This is a genomic window from Sedimenticola selenatireducens DSM 17993 (genome assembly GCF_000428045.1).
Lineage (GTDB): Bacteria > Pseudomonadota > Gammaproteobacteria > Chromatiales > Chromatiaceae > Sedimenticola > Sedimenticola selenatireducens.
In genome coordinates this window covers 45,079-60,800 of the sequence record NZ_ATZE01000027.1, presented here as the reverse complement: position 1 = coordinate 60,800, position 15,722 = coordinate 45,079, and the positions used below count along the sequence as shown (strand labels likewise).

At 58.0% G+C, this 15,722-nt stretch carries 15 protein-coding genes; 5 read left to right on the top strand and 10 right to left on the bottom strand.

The genetic code is table 11. The annotated features are described in order from the left end of the window. Nucleotides 1–65 precede the first annotated feature (65 nt). Nucleotides 66–1,133, top strand: coding sequence for a tRNA epoxyqueuosine(34) reductase QueG (gene queG / locus A3GO_RS0116995; RefSeq protein ID WP_029134421.1), 1,068 nt, complete (start codon nt 66–68; stop codon nt 1,131–1,133). A 37-nt stretch (nt 1,134–1,170) separates the two neighbouring features. Here the strand turns inward: queG and orn are convergent, their stop codons facing one another. Continuing rightward, a complete protein-coding gene (orn, locus tag A3GO_RS0116990) occupies nt 1,171–1,743 on the bottom strand; it encodes an oligoribonuclease (protein ID WP_029134420.1) in 573 nt (190 codons plus the stop codon). 76 nt (nt 1,744–1,819) lie between these two features. On the opposite strand from orn, the gene A3GO_RS0116985 reads away from it, so the two are divergent. Genes A3GO_RS0116985 through rsgA form a run of 3 tightly spaced genes read left to right on the top strand, consistent with a single transcriptional unit; the run spans nt 1,820 to nt 4,409 of the window. After that, nucleotides 1,820–3,094, top strand: a complete 1,275-nt coding sequence (locus A3GO_RS0116985; RefSeq protein ID WP_029134419.1) for a M48 family metallopeptidase — start codon at nt 1,820–1,822, stop codon at nt 3,092–3,094. After that, entirely contained in the window at nt 3,091–3,378 is a 288-nt protein-coding gene (locus A3GO_RS0116980; RefSeq protein ID WP_029134418.1) for a hypothetical protein, read from the top strand. Before A3GO_RS0116985 ends, A3GO_RS0116980 begins: the two co-directional genes overlap by 4 nt. Nucleotides 3,379–3,398: 20 nt before the next feature. Continuing rightward, nucleotides 3,399–4,409: a small ribosomal subunit biogenesis GTPase RsgA gene (gene rsgA, locus A3GO_RS0116975; protein ID WP_029134417.1), complete on the top strand. Its 1,011-nt coding sequence runs from the start codon at nt 3,399–3,401 to the stop codon at nt 4,407–4,409. 12 nt (nt 4,410–4,421) lie between these two features. On the opposite strand, the gene gorA is transcribed toward rsgA, so the two are convergent. After that, nucleotides 4,422–5,774 (bottom strand): glutathione-disulfide reductase, encoded by a 1,353-nt coding sequence (gorA, locus tag A3GO_RS0116970; protein ID WP_029134416.1) that lies wholly within the window; start codon nt 5,772–5,774, stop codon nt 4,422–4,424. Nucleotides 5,775–5,926: 152 nt separating this feature from the next. Between gorA and A3GO_RS0116965 the strand changes: the two genes are divergently transcribed. Next, on the top strand, nt 5,927–6,994 hold the full coding sequence (locus tag A3GO_RS0116965; RefSeq protein WP_245621768.1) for a DUF2333 family protein: 1,068 nt from the start codon (nt 5,927–5,929) through the stop codon (nt 6,992–6,994). A 99-nt stretch (nt 6,995–7,093) separates the two neighbouring features. On the opposite strand, the gene A3GO_RS0116960 is transcribed toward A3GO_RS0116965, so the two are convergent. From A3GO_RS0116960 to A3GO_RS25465, 8 genes are read right to left on the bottom strand one after another with little or no spacing between them, the layout of a single operon-like run. Beyond that, nucleotides 7,094–8,317 carry a type II secretion system F family protein gene (locus tag A3GO_RS0116960; protein ID WP_029134414.1) on the bottom strand — a complete coding sequence of 408 codons (1,224 nt, stop codon included), beginning with the start codon at nt 8,315–8,317 and terminating at the stop codon, nt 7,094–7,096. Continuing rightward, entirely contained in the window at nt 8,317–10,098 is a 1,782-nt protein-coding gene (locus tag A3GO_RS24285) for a GspE/PulE family protein (protein ID WP_051302512.1), read from the bottom strand. Before A3GO_RS24285 ends, A3GO_RS0116960 begins: the two co-directional genes overlap by 1 nt. 4 nt (nt 10,099–10,102) lie before the next feature. Continuing rightward, nucleotides 10,103–11,404: a tetratricopeptide repeat protein gene (locus tag A3GO_RS0116950; RefSeq protein WP_029134413.1), complete on the bottom strand. Its 1,302-nt coding sequence runs from the start codon at nt 11,402–11,404 to the stop codon at nt 10,103–10,105. Then, nucleotides 11,401–12,294, bottom strand: a complete 894-nt coding sequence (locus tag A3GO_RS24280) for an ExeA family protein (RefSeq protein ID WP_051302510.1) — start codon at nt 12,292–12,294, stop codon at nt 11,401–11,403. Before A3GO_RS24280 ends, A3GO_RS0116950 begins: the two co-directional genes overlap by 4 nt. 3 nt (nt 12,295–12,297) lie before the next feature. Then, entirely contained in the window at nt 12,298–14,046 is a 1,749-nt protein-coding gene (mshL, locus tag A3GO_RS24275) for a pilus (MSHA type) biogenesis protein MshL (protein WP_084610188.1), read from the bottom strand. Beyond that, a complete protein-coding gene (locus A3GO_RS0116935) occupies nt 14,043–14,417 on the bottom strand; it encodes a general secretion pathway protein GspB (protein ID WP_029134412.1) in 375 nt (124 codons plus the stop codon). The genes mshL and A3GO_RS0116935 overlap by 4 nt, the downstream gene beginning before the upstream one ends. Continuing rightward, nucleotides 14,410–15,114 carry a hypothetical protein gene (locus A3GO_RS0116930; protein WP_029134411.1) on the bottom strand — a complete coding sequence of 235 codons (705 nt, stop codon included), beginning with the start codon at nt 15,112–15,114 and terminating at the stop codon, nt 14,410–14,412. Before A3GO_RS0116930 ends, A3GO_RS0116935 begins: the two co-directional genes overlap by 8 nt. Next, entirely contained in the window at nt 15,111–15,722 is a 612-nt protein-coding gene (locus tag A3GO_RS25465) for a hypothetical protein (protein WP_051302508.1), read from the bottom strand. The genes A3GO_RS0116930 and A3GO_RS25465 overlap by 4 nt, the downstream gene beginning before the upstream one ends.

Genomic DNA, 15,722 nt, shown 5'->3' with positions numbered 1-15,722 from the left:
AGGGTTTTGTCCCGTCCGGACGGTGCTATCCTGAGGGCTTATAGATGCTATGATCGCACGCCATCATGTCAGAGCAGACAACCACAGACTACCAGGCCCTCGCCGAACAGATCAGGCAGTGGGGCACCGCGCTCGGTTTTCAGCAGGTCGGCTTTGCCGACACCGACCTGACCCTGGCCGAGCAGCACCTGCACCAGTGGCTGGATCACGGCATGCACGGCAACATGGAGTACATGGCCAGTCATGGTCTGAAACGGTCCCGCCCGGCGGAGTTGGTGCCCGGCACCCTGCGCATCATCTCGGTTCGTATGGACTACCTGCCGCCCGACGACGATCCGGAGGCGGTCCTGGCGGACTCCCAGCGCGCGTTTATCTCCCGTTACGCCCTCGGCCGCGACTACCACAAGCTGATGCGCAACCGCTTGCAGAAACTCGCAAACCGGATTGAAGCAGCTGTCGGCCCCTTTGGATATCGTGCCTTCGTCGACTCGGCGCCGGTCCTGGAGCGTGCCCTGGCAGAGAAGGCGGGACTGGGCTGGACCGGAAAGCACAGCAATATTGTCAACCGCCAGGCCGGCTCCTGGTTCTTTCTGGGTGAACTCTACACCACCCTGCCACTCCCGGTGGATCAGCCGGAAGCGGATCACTGCGGCCGCTGTGCCGCCTGTATCGATATCTGCCCCACCCAGGCGATCATCGCGCCCTATCAGGTGGATGCACGCCGCTGCATCTCCTACCTGACCATCGAGCTGGATGGTCCGATCCCGGAAGAGCTGAGGCCGTTGATGGGCAATCGCATCTACGGTTGTGACGACTGCCTGATGGCCTGCCCCTGGAACCGTTTCGCCACGGCGGCAGACGAGGCCGATTTCAGTCCCCGTAACGGGTTGGACAACGCCACACTCCGCTCCCTCTTTGCCTGGGATGAGGAGACTTTTCTGAAACGCCTGGAAGGATCACCCATCCGGCGCATCGGTCATCAGCGCTGGCTGCGGAATATCGCCGTCGCCCTGGGCAATGCCCGGACCTCAGCCGAGACGCTTGCCGCCCTCAACAGCCGACGCGATGATCCGTCGGAACTGGTCCGGGAACATGTGCGCTGGGCGCTGGCGCGACACGGCGAGCCGCAATAAGGCTGAGGGGCATTTCGCCACTGTCATTCAGTGGCGACTAGCGCGGCGCCGACTCGGCAGCAGATGGGATGTTCAGGAAGTGATCGCGATAGTGTCGCAGTTCATTGATAGAGTCGCGGATATCGTCCATCGCCAGGTGCTTGCCACTCTTTACCACGCCCTTGGCAATAGCCGGCGCCCAACGCTTGGCCAACTCCTTGAGCGTGCTCACATCCAGATTGCGATAATGGAAGTACGCCTCCAGTTCCGGCATGCAACGGGCCAGAAAACGGCGATCCTGGCAGATACTGTTACCGCAGATGGGCGAGCTCCCCTTGGGTACATACTGGCGCAGAAACACCAGGGTCTCCTGCTCTGCCCGCGCTTCACTGACATCGCTGGATAGTACTCGTTCGGTGAGGCCCGACTTGGCGTGCTGTTTGGTGTTCCATTCATCCATCGCCGCCATCACTTCCTGCGGCTGCTGGATAGCAATCACCGGCCCTTCGGCCAGCAGATTGAGATTGGCATCCGTGACAATGGTGGCGATCTCAATAATTCGGTCGTTCTGAGGATCGAGACCGGTCATCTCGAGATCAATCCAGATCAGGTTTGTTGGATCCTGCGCCATCTCATCTCCCACGGTTGGTTATCTGTTGAGCTGCGGCATTCTAGCAGAAGCGCCGCTATCTCTGTATCCTGTAGGGATGCATCTATTCACGCTTCTGTTCATCTCGGCCCTTGCCATCGGACTGGTTCTGCAACTCTGGCTAATGCAGCGGCAGCAGCGACATGTGGCCACCCACCGGGTGCAGGTGCCACCCGCCTTTGCCGATAAAGTAACCCTGCAAGAGCACCAGAAAGCTGCCGACTACACCCGCGCGAAACTCGACATCGGCCATATCGACCTGTTTATCGGGACCGGCCTGCTACTGCTCTGGACGCTGGGCGGCGGCATTGATTTCCTGCATCGGCAATGGCAACTATGGCCGGCTGATCCGATCTGGAGTGGCATCGCACTGATCTTTTCGGTCTCCCTGATCTCGGCGCTGCTGGAATTGCCGCTGGGCATCTGGAACACCTTTGTGCTGGAAACGCGCTTCGGTTTCAACCGCACCACAGCGAGGCGGTTCATCACCGATCTGTTGCTGCAGCTGCTGTTGGCGCTGCTGCTCGGCATACCCCTGCTCTGGGTGATCCTCTGGCTGATGGACCGGGCAGGCGATACCTGGTGGCTAGCAGCCTGGGCCGTATGGATGAGTTTTATGCTGTTGATGCTGTGGATCTATCCCACCCTGATCGCGCCCATTTTCAATAAATTCACGCCCCTGGAAGAGGGCCCGCTAAAGCAGCGTATTCAGAGCCTGCTGGAACGCTGCGGGTTCACCAGCAAAGGCATCTTCATCATGGATGGATCGAAACGCTCGGGACATGGTAATGCCTACTTTACCGGGTTCGGCAACAACAAGCGCATCGTCTTCTATGACACTCTGGCAGAGAGCCTGGAAGGGAATGAGATGGAAGCGGTTCTCGCCCACGAACTGGGACATTTCAAGCGCCGCCATGTGCTCAAGCACCTGCTGCTTTCAACCGCGATGTCACTGGTCGGCTTTGCCCTGCTCGGCTGGCTCGCCGGACAGTCCTGGTTCTATCAGTCACTGGGAGTCAACGGCCAGAGCAACGCCCTGGCGCTGCTGCTGTTCATGCTCGCGCTGCCGGTCTTCAGCCAGTTCCTGCAGCCGGTCATGGCCACTATGTCACAGCGGCACGAGTTTGAGGCGGATGATTTTGCCGTGGAACAGGCGGGCGCGGCACCGATGATCCAGGCCCTGGTCAAGCTCTACCGGGAAAACGCCAGTACCCTGACCCCCGACCCGCTCTATTCGGCATTCCATGACAGCCACCCCCCGGCGCCGGTACGGGTCGCCCATTTATCAGCTAAAATTCAACCTGTCCCCACAGAGAAAGAGGCCACTGAATGAAATCCCTGACCACACTGATCGGCATTATTTGCCTGATGGGACTCCCCATCGGACAAGCCAGCGCCTTCGATATCCAGGCCGGCAAATCGCAGGTAACGGAAAACTGCACCTCCTGCCACGGCAGTGAACTCTACACCCGGAAAGACCGGCTGGTGACCAGCCGCAAGGGACTATCCGCCCAGGTACAGCGCTGCCAGCTGGCGCTGAATCTCAACTGGTTTGATGACGAGGTGGAAAACACCGCGGAATACCTGAACCAAGACTACTACCACTTCAACAAGTAACCCTGGGCAACAGCTTTCGCATGGCAAAACGGAGATTGACCCAGCGCCAGCGGGAGCGCATCAGAGCGATACAGGAGCGGCGAAGAGACAAACTGGAACAGCAAGCAGACCAGGTGCTCGGCGAGGCCGACGCGGGCCAATCCCGTGAAGGACTGGTGGTCACACGGCATGGCCAGAACCTGGTGGTTACAGACGATTCAGGCAACTTTACCCACTGCCTCTCCCGACAGAATATTGGCCAGGTTGTCTGCGGCGACCGGGTAGTCTGGCAGACCACCGGAGACAACCAGGGCGTGGTTACTGCCATTCTCCCTCGCAAAACGGCCCTGATCCGCCCCAACTACAGTGGTGAGCAGCGCGCCCTGGCGGCGAATATCAGTCAGCTGGTCATCGTGCTGGCACCCGAGCCCGCCCCCACCCCCTACCTGGTGGACCAGTACCTGGTCGCCGCGGAACAGATCGGGGTAAACACCCTGATTGCGCTGAACAAGCGGGACCTGATGGACCAGGAGGCGCTGGCCGGATTTGAGCAGCAGTTCGGGCACTATCCCGACATCGGTTATCCACTCATCGAGATCAGTGCAAAATATGAACACGGGCTGGACCCGCTGATCGAGCGATTGAAAGACCAGACCAGTATCCTGGTAGGCCAATCCGGTGTCGGCAAGTCTTCGCTGGTCAATGCACTGCTGCCGGATATCGAGATCCAGGTCGGCCGCCTCTCCGTGGCATCCGGCCAGGGCTGCCACACAACTTCCGCCACCACACTCTATCAACTACCCAGCGGGGGTCATTTGATCGACTCACCCGGAGTGCGCAGTTTCCGGCTTGGGCAACTGAGCCTGGATGCCCTGGCCGGCGGCTTTATCGAGTTCAGGGATTATCTGGGTCACTGCCGATTCAGCAACTGCAGCCATCAACATGAGCCCGACTGTGCCCTGCGCAAAGCAGTGCAGGGCGGGAAAATCGCCCCGCAACGCCTGACCAACTACCTGCACATGGCCGAGGGCATGACAGCTCCCCACGACTAAGCCGCCACAACCTCAGCGCATGGTCACCAGCTCTTCCGCGCCGGTGGGATGGATGGCGATGGTGTCATCGAAGTCCCGCTTGGTGGCCCCCATGCGGATCGCCACGGCAAATCCCTGCAACATCTCATCCGCACCAAAACCGATGATATGACAACCGACGACCTTCTCCTGGGCACCAACGCAGACCAGCTTCATCGCCACTTTGCTCTGACGTTCGGTAAAGGCATGGTACATGGGGGTAAACCGGGTCTGATACACCTTGACCGCCTCACCGTGGGAGGCTCTTGCCTCCGCTTCCGTCAAACCGACGGTGGCGATTGGCGGATGGGAAAACACCACGCTGGGGACCAGAGAGTAATCCAGGCAACGATCCGGCATGCCGCCAAACAGACGATCCGAGAGGCGTCGCGCCGCCGCGATGGCAACCGGAGTCAGTTGCGGGGCATCGGTCACATCCCCCAGGGCATAGACACCGGGCACAGCGGTATTCTGAAAGGCATCCACACCGATGTAGCCTTCGGTATCACAAATCACTTCGGTATTCTCCAACGCCAAGCCAGCGGATGCCGGGTTACGCCCAATAGCCCAGATAAGCTGATCAAAACCACTCTGCACCTGGCCACTCTTCGCACAATAGAGATTCAGGGTGCCATCATCGGCACGCTCCACCCGGTCAATACTTGAAGAGGAGATAATATTGACACCATCGTTCAGCATCTCTTCCATCAGGCTTTCACGCAACATATCATCGAACCGCCGCAGCAGATGTTCGCCGCGCAGGAACATGGTCACATCACTGCCGACCGCATTGAGCATACCTGCAAGCTCGACCGCGATATAACCACTTCCCACCACCGCCACACGCTTGGGCTGTTCATCCAGACCAAAGAATCCGTCCGAGGTGATGCCCAACTCTGCGCCTTCGATATCCGGTACCACCGGATAGGAACCCGGTGCAATCACGATGTGATTCGCCTGATAGCGTTCACCGTTTACTTCCAGGGTATGATTATCTACAAACCGGGCGTAACCGTTGATCTCATCGATATTGGAGTCAGCCAGATAGGTGTGGTACCAGGTATTGATATTAGCCACGTAACGGTTACGCTCGGCAATCAACTTTCCCCAGTCAAAACCCTGCCGTTTGAGGGAAAAACCGTAGGCCGAGGCATCGTGCAACGTATGGGCGATGGTGGCGCCATACCACATGATCTTCTTCGGCACACAGCCCAAGTTGACACAGGTCCCACCCAGCTTTCCCGCTTCCACCACCGCCGTGCGCGCGCCATATTTTGCCGCCCGCTCAGCGGCGGAAAGTCCACCGCTTCCGCCGCCAATCGCGATCAGATCATAGGTTTTGGCCATACATCACTCCTTCAAATATGGGATACTTTAGCAGCCTGCCGGGTTTGGCGCTGATTGCCACGCCAATCCCGACAAGCCACCAGGTTGATCATGCGGGCTATTGTCCCAATATGAGTAGCCATTGGACAACCATTTATACGGAACTAAAACCTGTGAAGAATTTCCTGACCGACCTGGTAGCAAAACTGGGCCAGCTGGTTCGCCGCATCTCGCGGCTCTACCATCCACAGACCATCCGTGAAAAAGGCCTGCTCTGGTCCAGCGGACTGGGCGCTGTCACAGTAATCATTATCATGTATGCGTTCAGCGTCTACTGGAGCCTGGAACCCGACCCATTTGATATCCAGGAGAACACCCGTCAGGAGTTGGCCGGCGCGGAGTTCGTGACCGGTGCGCATACCACGGCAGCACTGATCCGCGTGATGGAGACCTTGCTGAATAAACCGGGTGGCTATCTGAGTAATGACATCATGCCCCCCAGTGTACTGCTGGATAATATACCTAACTGGGAATTCGGCGCCCTGGTGCAGTCAAGAGACCTGGCCCGCGCACTGCGTAACGACATCAGCCGCTCCCAGTCGCAGTCGACAGAAAACAAGGATCTTTCCATTGCCGAGCCCCAATTCAATTTCAGCAATGATTCCTGGATTCTCCCCTCCACCGAGGGTGAGTACAAGGAAGGGGTTAAGGCACTGCGCCGTTATCTTGCCGGTCTGGCGAAAAGCAATGTCCAGAATACCCAGTTTTATGCCCGGGCCGATAACCTGAGAGTATGGCTGTCGGTAGTGGAAAAACGCCTTGGCAGCCTCTCCCAGCGGCTCAGCGCCAGTGTCGGCCAGGAGCGGATCAATACGGATCTGGCCGGCGACCCGGATGCAGCACAGTCCACCGAGACAGCGAGCCAGCTTGAAGTACACACGCCCTGGCTGGAGATCGATGATGTATTTTACGAGGCCAGGGGTTCAACCTGGGCATTGGTCCATTTTCTACGCGCAGTGGAGCTGGACTTCCGCGAGATCCTGATGAAGAAAAACGCCCTGGTCAGCCTGCGTCAGATCATTCGCGAGCTGGAAGCAACCCAACAACCGGTGATGAGTCCAATGGTGCTCAACGGCGGCGGATTCGGCATCGTAACCAACTACTCCCTGGTGATGGCCTCCTATATTTCGCGGGCCAATGCCGCGGTGATTGATCTGCGTAACCTGATGAGTGAAGGCTGATTTACAAACGATTCGCGTCTGAAGAAGCCGCTCTCGCCTCAGAGTAGTCGCAGGCAGCAGCTTCCCACGCGGGCACCGGAATGCCTTGCCCATGGACAATTAACGCTTATTCACCGCCGAGGAGAGATCCCACATCGGCAGGAATACGCCCAGCGCCAGTACCAGCACCATGACGCCGATGACAACAATGATCACCGGCTCGATTGCATCCGACAGTCTGGCCAAATCGTATTTCACTTCCCGCTCATAGTGCTCGGCAGTCTCCAGAAGCAGGTCATCCACTGAACCCGACTCTTCCCCAATAGCAATCATCTGTAACACCATCGGAGTAAACATACCGGTTGCCGCAGCGGTCCGGGCAATACTTTCACCACTTGATATACCGTCCCGCATACTCAGGATGCGCTCGCTGATAAAGGCGTTATTGACTACCCCGGAGATCACGCTGAGGGCCTGCACCAGGGGCACACCGGAACGCATGGCCAGTGCCAGTGAACGGCAAAAGCGGCCCAATATCGCCTTCTTGAGGATATGGCCGATCAGGGGTGTGCGCAAAATCATCCGTGCCCAGATATAGCCCCCCTCCTCGGTGCGAATCCAGAAACTGAGCGCCAGCAACAGGCCGGTGATCCCGGCCAGCAGATGTGGCCACCAATCGAGCGTGAATTGGGAGACGGCAAGCAGAATCCGCGTGGCCAGGGGTAGCTCGGCATCGAAACGGGCAAATGCATCGGCGAAGGCCGGGATTACCCAGATATTGATAATCACCATGGCTATGACGATGGCCAGCAACACGGTCAGGGGGTAGCGTGTCGCTGTCTTGATGCGATTACGGGTCTCTTTCTCCAGTTCCAGATAACCCTCCAGTTGCAGGAAGGTGTCATCCAGCCGGCCGGTGCTTTCTCCCACCTTCACCATACTGATAAACAGCGGTGAGAAAATGGCCGGATAGCGGGCCAGCGCCATGTGCAGTTCACGCCCTGACTGGATATCATCCACAATGCCTTTCAAGGCAACGGCCAGGGTGGGATTTCGCGTGGTCTCGATCAGGCTGCTGAAACCGCGCAATATCGGAACCCCGGCCTTCTGCAGGGTATAGAGCTGGCGACACAGCAGCACCAGTTCATCCAGCGTGACCGTGGGGCGGAACCAGCCGAGCTTGATCTCCTTGCTGACGCCACGCCGCTCAACCGGCGTGATGTCAATGGGAGTCAGACTGGACCGGAACAGCTGCTCGGCAACCGCCTCCGCGGTCTCCCCCTCCAGGGTGCCGGTCAATGCCTCGCCACGGCGGTTCCGCGCCTTGTATTGATAGGCCCGCATCAGACGCTGACGACCCTGTCATCCATTGAGCGTTTCACTCGACGACCGCCATCCACATCACCCGAGATCCTCATCGCCTCACTGAGAGTCGTAACGCCCTGGGACGCAAACTGCAATACCGATTGCCAAAGTGGCTCAAACTGCTTGCTGGCCAGGGCAATACGGGTGAATGACTCATGATCATCTCGCCGCAATGCCGATGCCATCTCGCCGTTCAGTTCCAGCAACTCGTAGACACCGACCCGACCCCGGTAGCCCGTGTTGGAGCAGCGGTTGCAGCCACGACCGATGCGCAGACCGCTCAGATCGTAGTCATGCTGCACCCCTTCCAGCCAGGCCTGCTCGATCTGGTCCGGTTCGTAGGGTACGGCGCAATGGCTGCACACTCTTCTGACCAACCGTTGAGCCACAATTGCCAGCAGCGAGGAGGCCATCAAATAGCCCGGGGCCCCCATGTCGAGTAACCGGCTGACGGTGCCGATGGCACTGTTGGTATGCACCGTGGACAGCACGAAGTGTCCGGTGATAGCTGCACGCAAGCCAATCTGCGCGGTTTCCAGATCACGCATCTCACCTACCAGCAGGATATCGGGGTCTTGACGCAGGGCGGTTCGCAGCACCCGTGCGAAATTCAGACCGATCTGTTCATGCACCTGTACCTGATTGACCCGGGGTAACCGGTACTCAACAGGATCTTCAACGGTAATGATCTTCTTCTCCGCCGTGTTCAGTTCATTCAGGGCGGAATAGAGAGTGGTTGTCTTACCGCTACCGGTCGGGCCCGTAACCAGCACCATGCCGTGTGGTTTTTTAATCAGCAGTCGCAGTCGCTGCAGCATCCCCTGCTCAAATCCCAGATCATCCAGACTCAGGATGCCAGAACTTTGATCCAGCAGACGCATCACCACCGCCTCACCATGCTGAACCGGCATGGTGGAGAGCCGGACATCGATGGAATGTCGCTTCACCTTGATCTGAAAACGCCCATCCTGGGGCAGGCGCTTTTCCGAGATATCCAGGCTGGCCAGCAACTTGAGCCGCTGTACCAGTGCCGGGGCAATGCGCCGCTCGTTCATCACCTGCTCATGCAATACCCCGTCGATTCGCTGGCGTATCCTCAACACCTCCTCATCCGGTTCGATATGGATATCCGAGGCCTTGGCCTGCAGTGCATCCTCGAACAGCGTCTGCAACAGGCGAATCACCGGGGCATCTCCGGCCTCTACCGTCTGCATCAGCTGGCCAAGATCAAAATCCCCCTGGGTCAGATCCTCATGCAGCTCACCGGCGAGCGAGGTCAGTTCTTCCGAACGCCGGTACATGCGATCCAGCGCCTCCAGCAGATCACTCTCCCGTACCACCGCCTGGCGTACCCGCTTCTTCAGAACATGCCCCAGTTCATCATAGGCAAACAGATCCGTTGGATCCGCCATACCCACCAGTACATCCTTTTCGCGGTTTTCCAGCACAATCACCCGATAACGCCGCGCCAGGGTCTCCTGAATACTCTTCACCACTTCAGGCTGGAGCGGATAGCTGGTCAGATCGATATAGGGTATCTGCAACTGCTGGGAGAGAAAGTCGAGCAAGCGTTGTTCATCGATAAAGCCCAGCTCAATCAGTGTATGTCCCAGTTTATGTCCGGATCGTTTCTGCTCCGCCAGTGCGGCCTGTAGCTGGCCTTCCGAGATCACCCTGTTCTCAACCAGCAGATCACCAATACGAATCCGCTTGCGGCTGCGCGTAACGTCTGTCGGGTTTGTTTCCACTTCATCCACCATGCTGTTATCGCTCCACCGATAATGCCGAGACCCGCTTGCGGGCATATTCACTGACTTCCGCAGGCAACGCGTCAAAGGCCAGCGCCTCCCGATAGACCGACAACGCCTCGCCATGGACACCCGTGGCATCCAGCGCAATGGCCAGGCCGGCAACGGCACGGGCATTGTCCGGTTGCTGTTCGATTATTCGTCGGTAAATCCCGATCGCATCGGGAAATTGGCGGGTTTGCTGATAGGCGGAACCGAGCAGCGACAGCAGCTCAATTTCGTCGCCTGCAACGGAACGTTGCTGTTCAAGTAATCTGACGGCCCTGGAAAGATCGCCATCCTCTATCAGCAGCCTGGCACGTAAAGCGCCTAGGGATATAGCATCCGGGACGATGTTGAGCCCTGCGTCCAACAGGGCGGCAGCCTCTTTACGCTCCCCGTCTTTCAGCAACAGCATCACCAGTAGCCGACGCGCCTCGGTGTGCGCGCGATCCAGCGTGAGGCAGTGACGTAGTGCTGCTTCCGCCTCCCGCAAATGCCCCTCTTCCAGGTGCATCAGGGCAGTGGCATAGACATTAGCCGCTGATTCCCGCACTGTTTTTGGCGCGACCTTTTGCACCCTGACCAGTGGCTGTTCCACCGGGACACTTACCGGTTTAATCCCGTTGGGTTTGACAATCGCCTCCTTCACAACGGGGTCCTGCCGCTCATTCGGCCAGGCGGCTAGCGCTGTATCCGCCGACAACTCAGGCTTGGTAGCCGGCCTGTCCTCTACCGCCTGCCGGGCGGAGTGATCTTTTATCCGCTCACGGACAATATCCCTGGATAACGGCGTATCCAGTGGATTGGACTCAATCACCTCCACTTCGGTATCGGCGGGCTCATGGGTGGTGATGGTCATATCCTCGACTGATTCAGGCAAAATCTGCCTTGCGTTCAATTCCTCCGGCGACGGCCTGGTGGTACCCGCCTCTCCCTGTGTCATTACGGGGCCGGTGGCGACGGGTTGCTCCGTAGTTTCCACACTGCCAGAGGGTACGGTTTCCTGGTGAATGGCTAACACGGTCCGCTCGTCGGATTGTTTTTGACTGGCACCGGCAGGACTTTCGGAGACGGAACCGAATAGCCAAGCCATACGGGGCTGAAAATAGATCGCAACCAGCAGTGCGGCGATGATCGGCAGAAGCCAGAAGATGAGATGCCCGCGTCGACCACTCACAGGACGAGACGACACCGGCGCAGGGGTAACCACTTGTCGTGGACCCTCCGCGGCCTCCCGACGGTCCAGGTCGCGCAGCATCTGATTGATCAGGCTCACCCTCTACCCCGCATGGTCGCCAGCGCCTGGCGACCGAAGAGTGACTGCCAGAAGCGCACCAGGCTGTTATGCCGTAACGCTGCCCCTTCGGTATCATCGATGGCCCGTCGGACATGGACCTTATCCACACGACCCTTGCCCTCGCCATAGGCGGCCAGCATCGACTTATGGGCCAGGATATTGATCAGTCGGGGGATGCCCCGGCTACCTCGATAGAGCCACTCCAGTGCCTTGTCGTTAAACAGGGTATTGCCCTGATGGCCGGCAACCCGGGTGCGATGCTGGATATAGCCGCGACATCCCTCGGGATTCAGTGCATGGATGACGTGGGAGAAGGTGATCCGCTGCTTCAGTTGCCGGACCGAGGGGCGCTCAAGATGCTCATCCAGCTCCGGCTGACCGAACAGCACCACCTGAAGCAGCTTGCTCTTCTCCGTCTCCAGGTTGGTCAGCAAGCGGATCGCCTCCAGCGTCTCTTCCAGCAGCGCCTGGGCCTCATCCAGCAGCAGGATCACCTGCCGCCCCTCCGCCTTGAGAGTGATCAACCGGTTGTAGATGAGTTGCAGGGCACGGTGTCCGCCTATATTCATTGGATATTCAACCCCCAGCTCTTCCGCCAGGGAGTAGCGAAGCGCTGACGGCGTCAGGTAGGGATTGGGAATATAAGCGGTCACCATCCCTTCATCGGAAAGGGTATTGAGCAGTTTGCGGCAGATCAGGGTTTTACCGGTACCCACTTCACCGGTTATTTTTAAAAATCCTTCCCCCATGCGCAGTGCCACCAGCAGGACATTCAGCGCCTCCTGGTGGTCCGCGTAGGAGAAGTAGTAATCCGTGTCCGGCGTCAGACTAAAGGGGGATTCTTTGAGTCCAAAGTGCGTCTCGTACATGACTCACTCGGTCTTTTCACCAAGATTACCGAACACCTCGGGCTGACTGCCGTAGTGAAAACCGCGATCCAGTTGCCGGAAGCGATCCGCCGCATCCGATACCCGCGCCCGCCAGGTCTCCGTACTCTCCACCACGGTGGGCCGCAATACGATCACCAGTTCGCTCTTTTTCGCCGCCTGTCGTGTGTGCCGGAACAGCTGTCCCAGCAGCGGCAGGTCGCCCAGGACCGGCGTCGATGCCACCTCTTCGCCACGGGTATCCTGCATCAATCCCCCAATCACCACCAGCTGACCACTCTCGGCATAGACCAGGCTGTCCGATTCACGCACCGTGCTCTTGGCCAGCGGCAGGTTCTGGGTCTCGTTACCCACCTGGATCACCTTCTGCTGATCGGTGACCTGGCTGACCGAAGGGTGGATATGCAGGGTCACCCGACCCTGGCGATCAATCTGCGGTGTCACATCGAGCGCAATACCGGAGAAGAAGGGGGTCAGGGTGATATCCGGCGTAGTGGTGGTCGCGGTACCGGTGGTGGTGGTGCTGGAGACATCGGTGACAAAGAATTCATCACTACCGACCTTAATCACCGCCTTCTGGTTGTTCAGAGTCGAGATGCGCGGGCTGGATAGCACCTGGACATTTCCCTGCGACTCCAACAGCTCAATGAATGCCATGAAACTGCCGGTATTGAGCGCGGCACCAAACAGACCGCCAAAGGCGGAGAAACTGGTAAAGCTGACGGGAGAGGCCTCGGTTGGCGAACTGATCCCGCCCTGCGGCAGCTCCACCCCGGCCTTATCCGGATTGGTAAACAGTGACGAGCCACCGGTCTGCCCAAAACTGAACTTTTTACCGTCCACCGTCATCATCTTGGCCCAGTTGATACCCGCCTGGTAGCCGTCGTTCAGCTCCACTTCGATTACCTTGGCCTCCAGGATCACCTGCCGGTGCATCGCCTCGTTGGTGGTTTCCAGAAAGGCCTCGACCTCACGTAACTCATGGGGCATGGCACGCACCACCACCAGGCCGGACTGGGGCGAAACCACCACCGAGCGATCAGTTCCACTGCCGACGATGGATTGAATCGCACCCGAGAGCTCGGTCCAGAAGTCCGCCTCGGAGGTGGTATTGATCTCGCTGCCGGAGGTAACGCCGCTGGATGAACTGCCGGAACCCGACTCCTCACCGTCGCTGCCACCCCCGGTTACCTGACCGGAACTTACCCGCGTCTGGGAACTGCCGGTACGTTTCATATTGAGATAGTTGACTTGAAAGATGCGCGACTGCAGCCGTGCCGGCAGTACATGGAACCCGCTGCGCACCCGCTGGTATTCATAACCATACACATCCCTGAGCATCTCCATGACATCAGGTATGGTCACCTGCTTCAGGCTGAGCGAGAGACTGCCTTCCACCTGCGGATGCACGACCATATTATACGGAGTGCCTTCCACCAGTCCCATCAGAAAGGCGCGCACCGGCACTTCACTGACATTGACATCGAAACGCGCCTCCTGGGCGCGTTTGCCTGCTCTGGGCAGTTGCATATCGACCGGCGGCAACAATGCCGCCGCAACCGCTGGAGGTGGCAGAGATACGGGTTTGGCCTCGGATGGCGGAGGCGTCTTCAGGTCGTCCTGAATTTTCTCCATGGTGCCGCCATCTTTGGGAGCCATGCTCTGACAGCCGCTTAGCAGCAACAGGGACAAGACCAACAAAGGTGATCGGATCACACAACGAAACAGACTCATTCTCCCCCTCCGGATAAATCCTTTGCCGGTGTTTTTACGATTATCGGCAGCAGTTCAATTTTGATTCTATCCCCCTCAAGATCGAGTTCGACCAGCTGGGGTTCTATAGCGACAAGCTGCGCGCCCGCGATCTGATCACCGATTCGCAGGCGGCGTCCATTGATCACGGCGCTATTGCCATCCGGCCCGATGAATATACCTGAAAGTCGTATGGAATTCGCATCGAACATCGACGCCATTGTCTCTGGCGACCCACCAGTATGCGTCTGCCGAAAGCCGTAGGGTTCCAGCGGATCACGCAATTCTCCCCAAACCGGGGTCAAGATAAGCAGCAGTGCGCCCAGTAGCGCATATCGTATGAGTTCAGACACCTATCCACCCCTCCGACAGACTCAAGGTGTGCAGCTGCAGCCTTACCCGGGCGGTGGGATAGTCTGCAACCTCCAGTTCGATGCCGTCCCAGAAAAACCGTCCCGGTAAGGCCTCCAGGGCTTTCAGATAATTGAGCACCGCCAGATAGCTTCCCTCGAATTCGATAACAAAGGCGTGCCGGTAGATATTTTTCTCGGCTACCCTGGCGGGATCATCAATAACAGGAGCATCAGGCTTCTCGGTATCCGCCTTCTGGCTCCCCATCAGCGGCTCAGTTTTCAGTGTACTTAACCGCACCAGTTGCAGCGCGTCGTTACTCAAGAGAATCTGCTCCAACAATTGCGCCATCTCCCGGGGCTCGATCAGCGCCGCAGTGGTTCCCTTGATCTGTCCTTCCATCTCGGCGATCAACCGTTTCAGTTGCTCCAACTCCTGATTTATTTTCTCATTGGGATCGCGTTCCGCCTGCTTGACCAGACCACCCAATTGGGTGTCCAGCAATTCAATCTGGCCATCTATCTCCTCGATGTTATTTTTTATTTGCCCCTGAAGCACGCTCTGCGGATACCAGAGCAGGTTAAACCAGGCGCCAACCAGTATCGCCAGCACCAGTACCAGTATCATCACCCGCTCCCGCCCACTGAGTGCGTCAAAGCGGTTCGGCAGGGCGCGTATTTTTTCCGACAGCGCACTCATGGCCCATCACTCCTGCCGACGGTCATCAGATTAAAATCCAGTGCCGGGGAAAACTCATCCTGCCGCACAAGCTCAACAATCTGAAAACTTCTACCGGAAAATGCCGGCTCCTGGTACAGATTCTTTAACAACAGCGGCACCCACTCAGGCTTCAGCGACTTCCCTTTCAAAGTAAGAGATTTTCCGGCCTCAGTGATGGCGACATGGGTAAACCAGAGTTCAGGAAACGAGTGACGTGCGAGCCCCTCGAAGATACCCGAAAAACCATCCCGGTTGGCGGCAACCCTGGATTTCAGTGTATTCAGTAGTGCGAACCCACTCTTTCGCTTGTTTATCAGCTGTTGTACCTCACTCTCCAGCATTTTGTTCACGGCCGGCTTGGGAAGCTGCCCAGCTATCCGCTCCACGCTCTCCTCCAGCTTGTCGCGCTGGGTCTGGGATGCACCAAGCTGCTTAGCCAACCGGGCGCTTTGCCACTCACCCAGACCATAGAGCCCTGCCATGGTCAGAATTGATAACAGCATCAGTATCAGCAGCATGTTGAATGAAAAGGATACCGGCTGATTGCGAAAAACGGGCTGGTATAGATTGATCTGCTGCCTACGCAT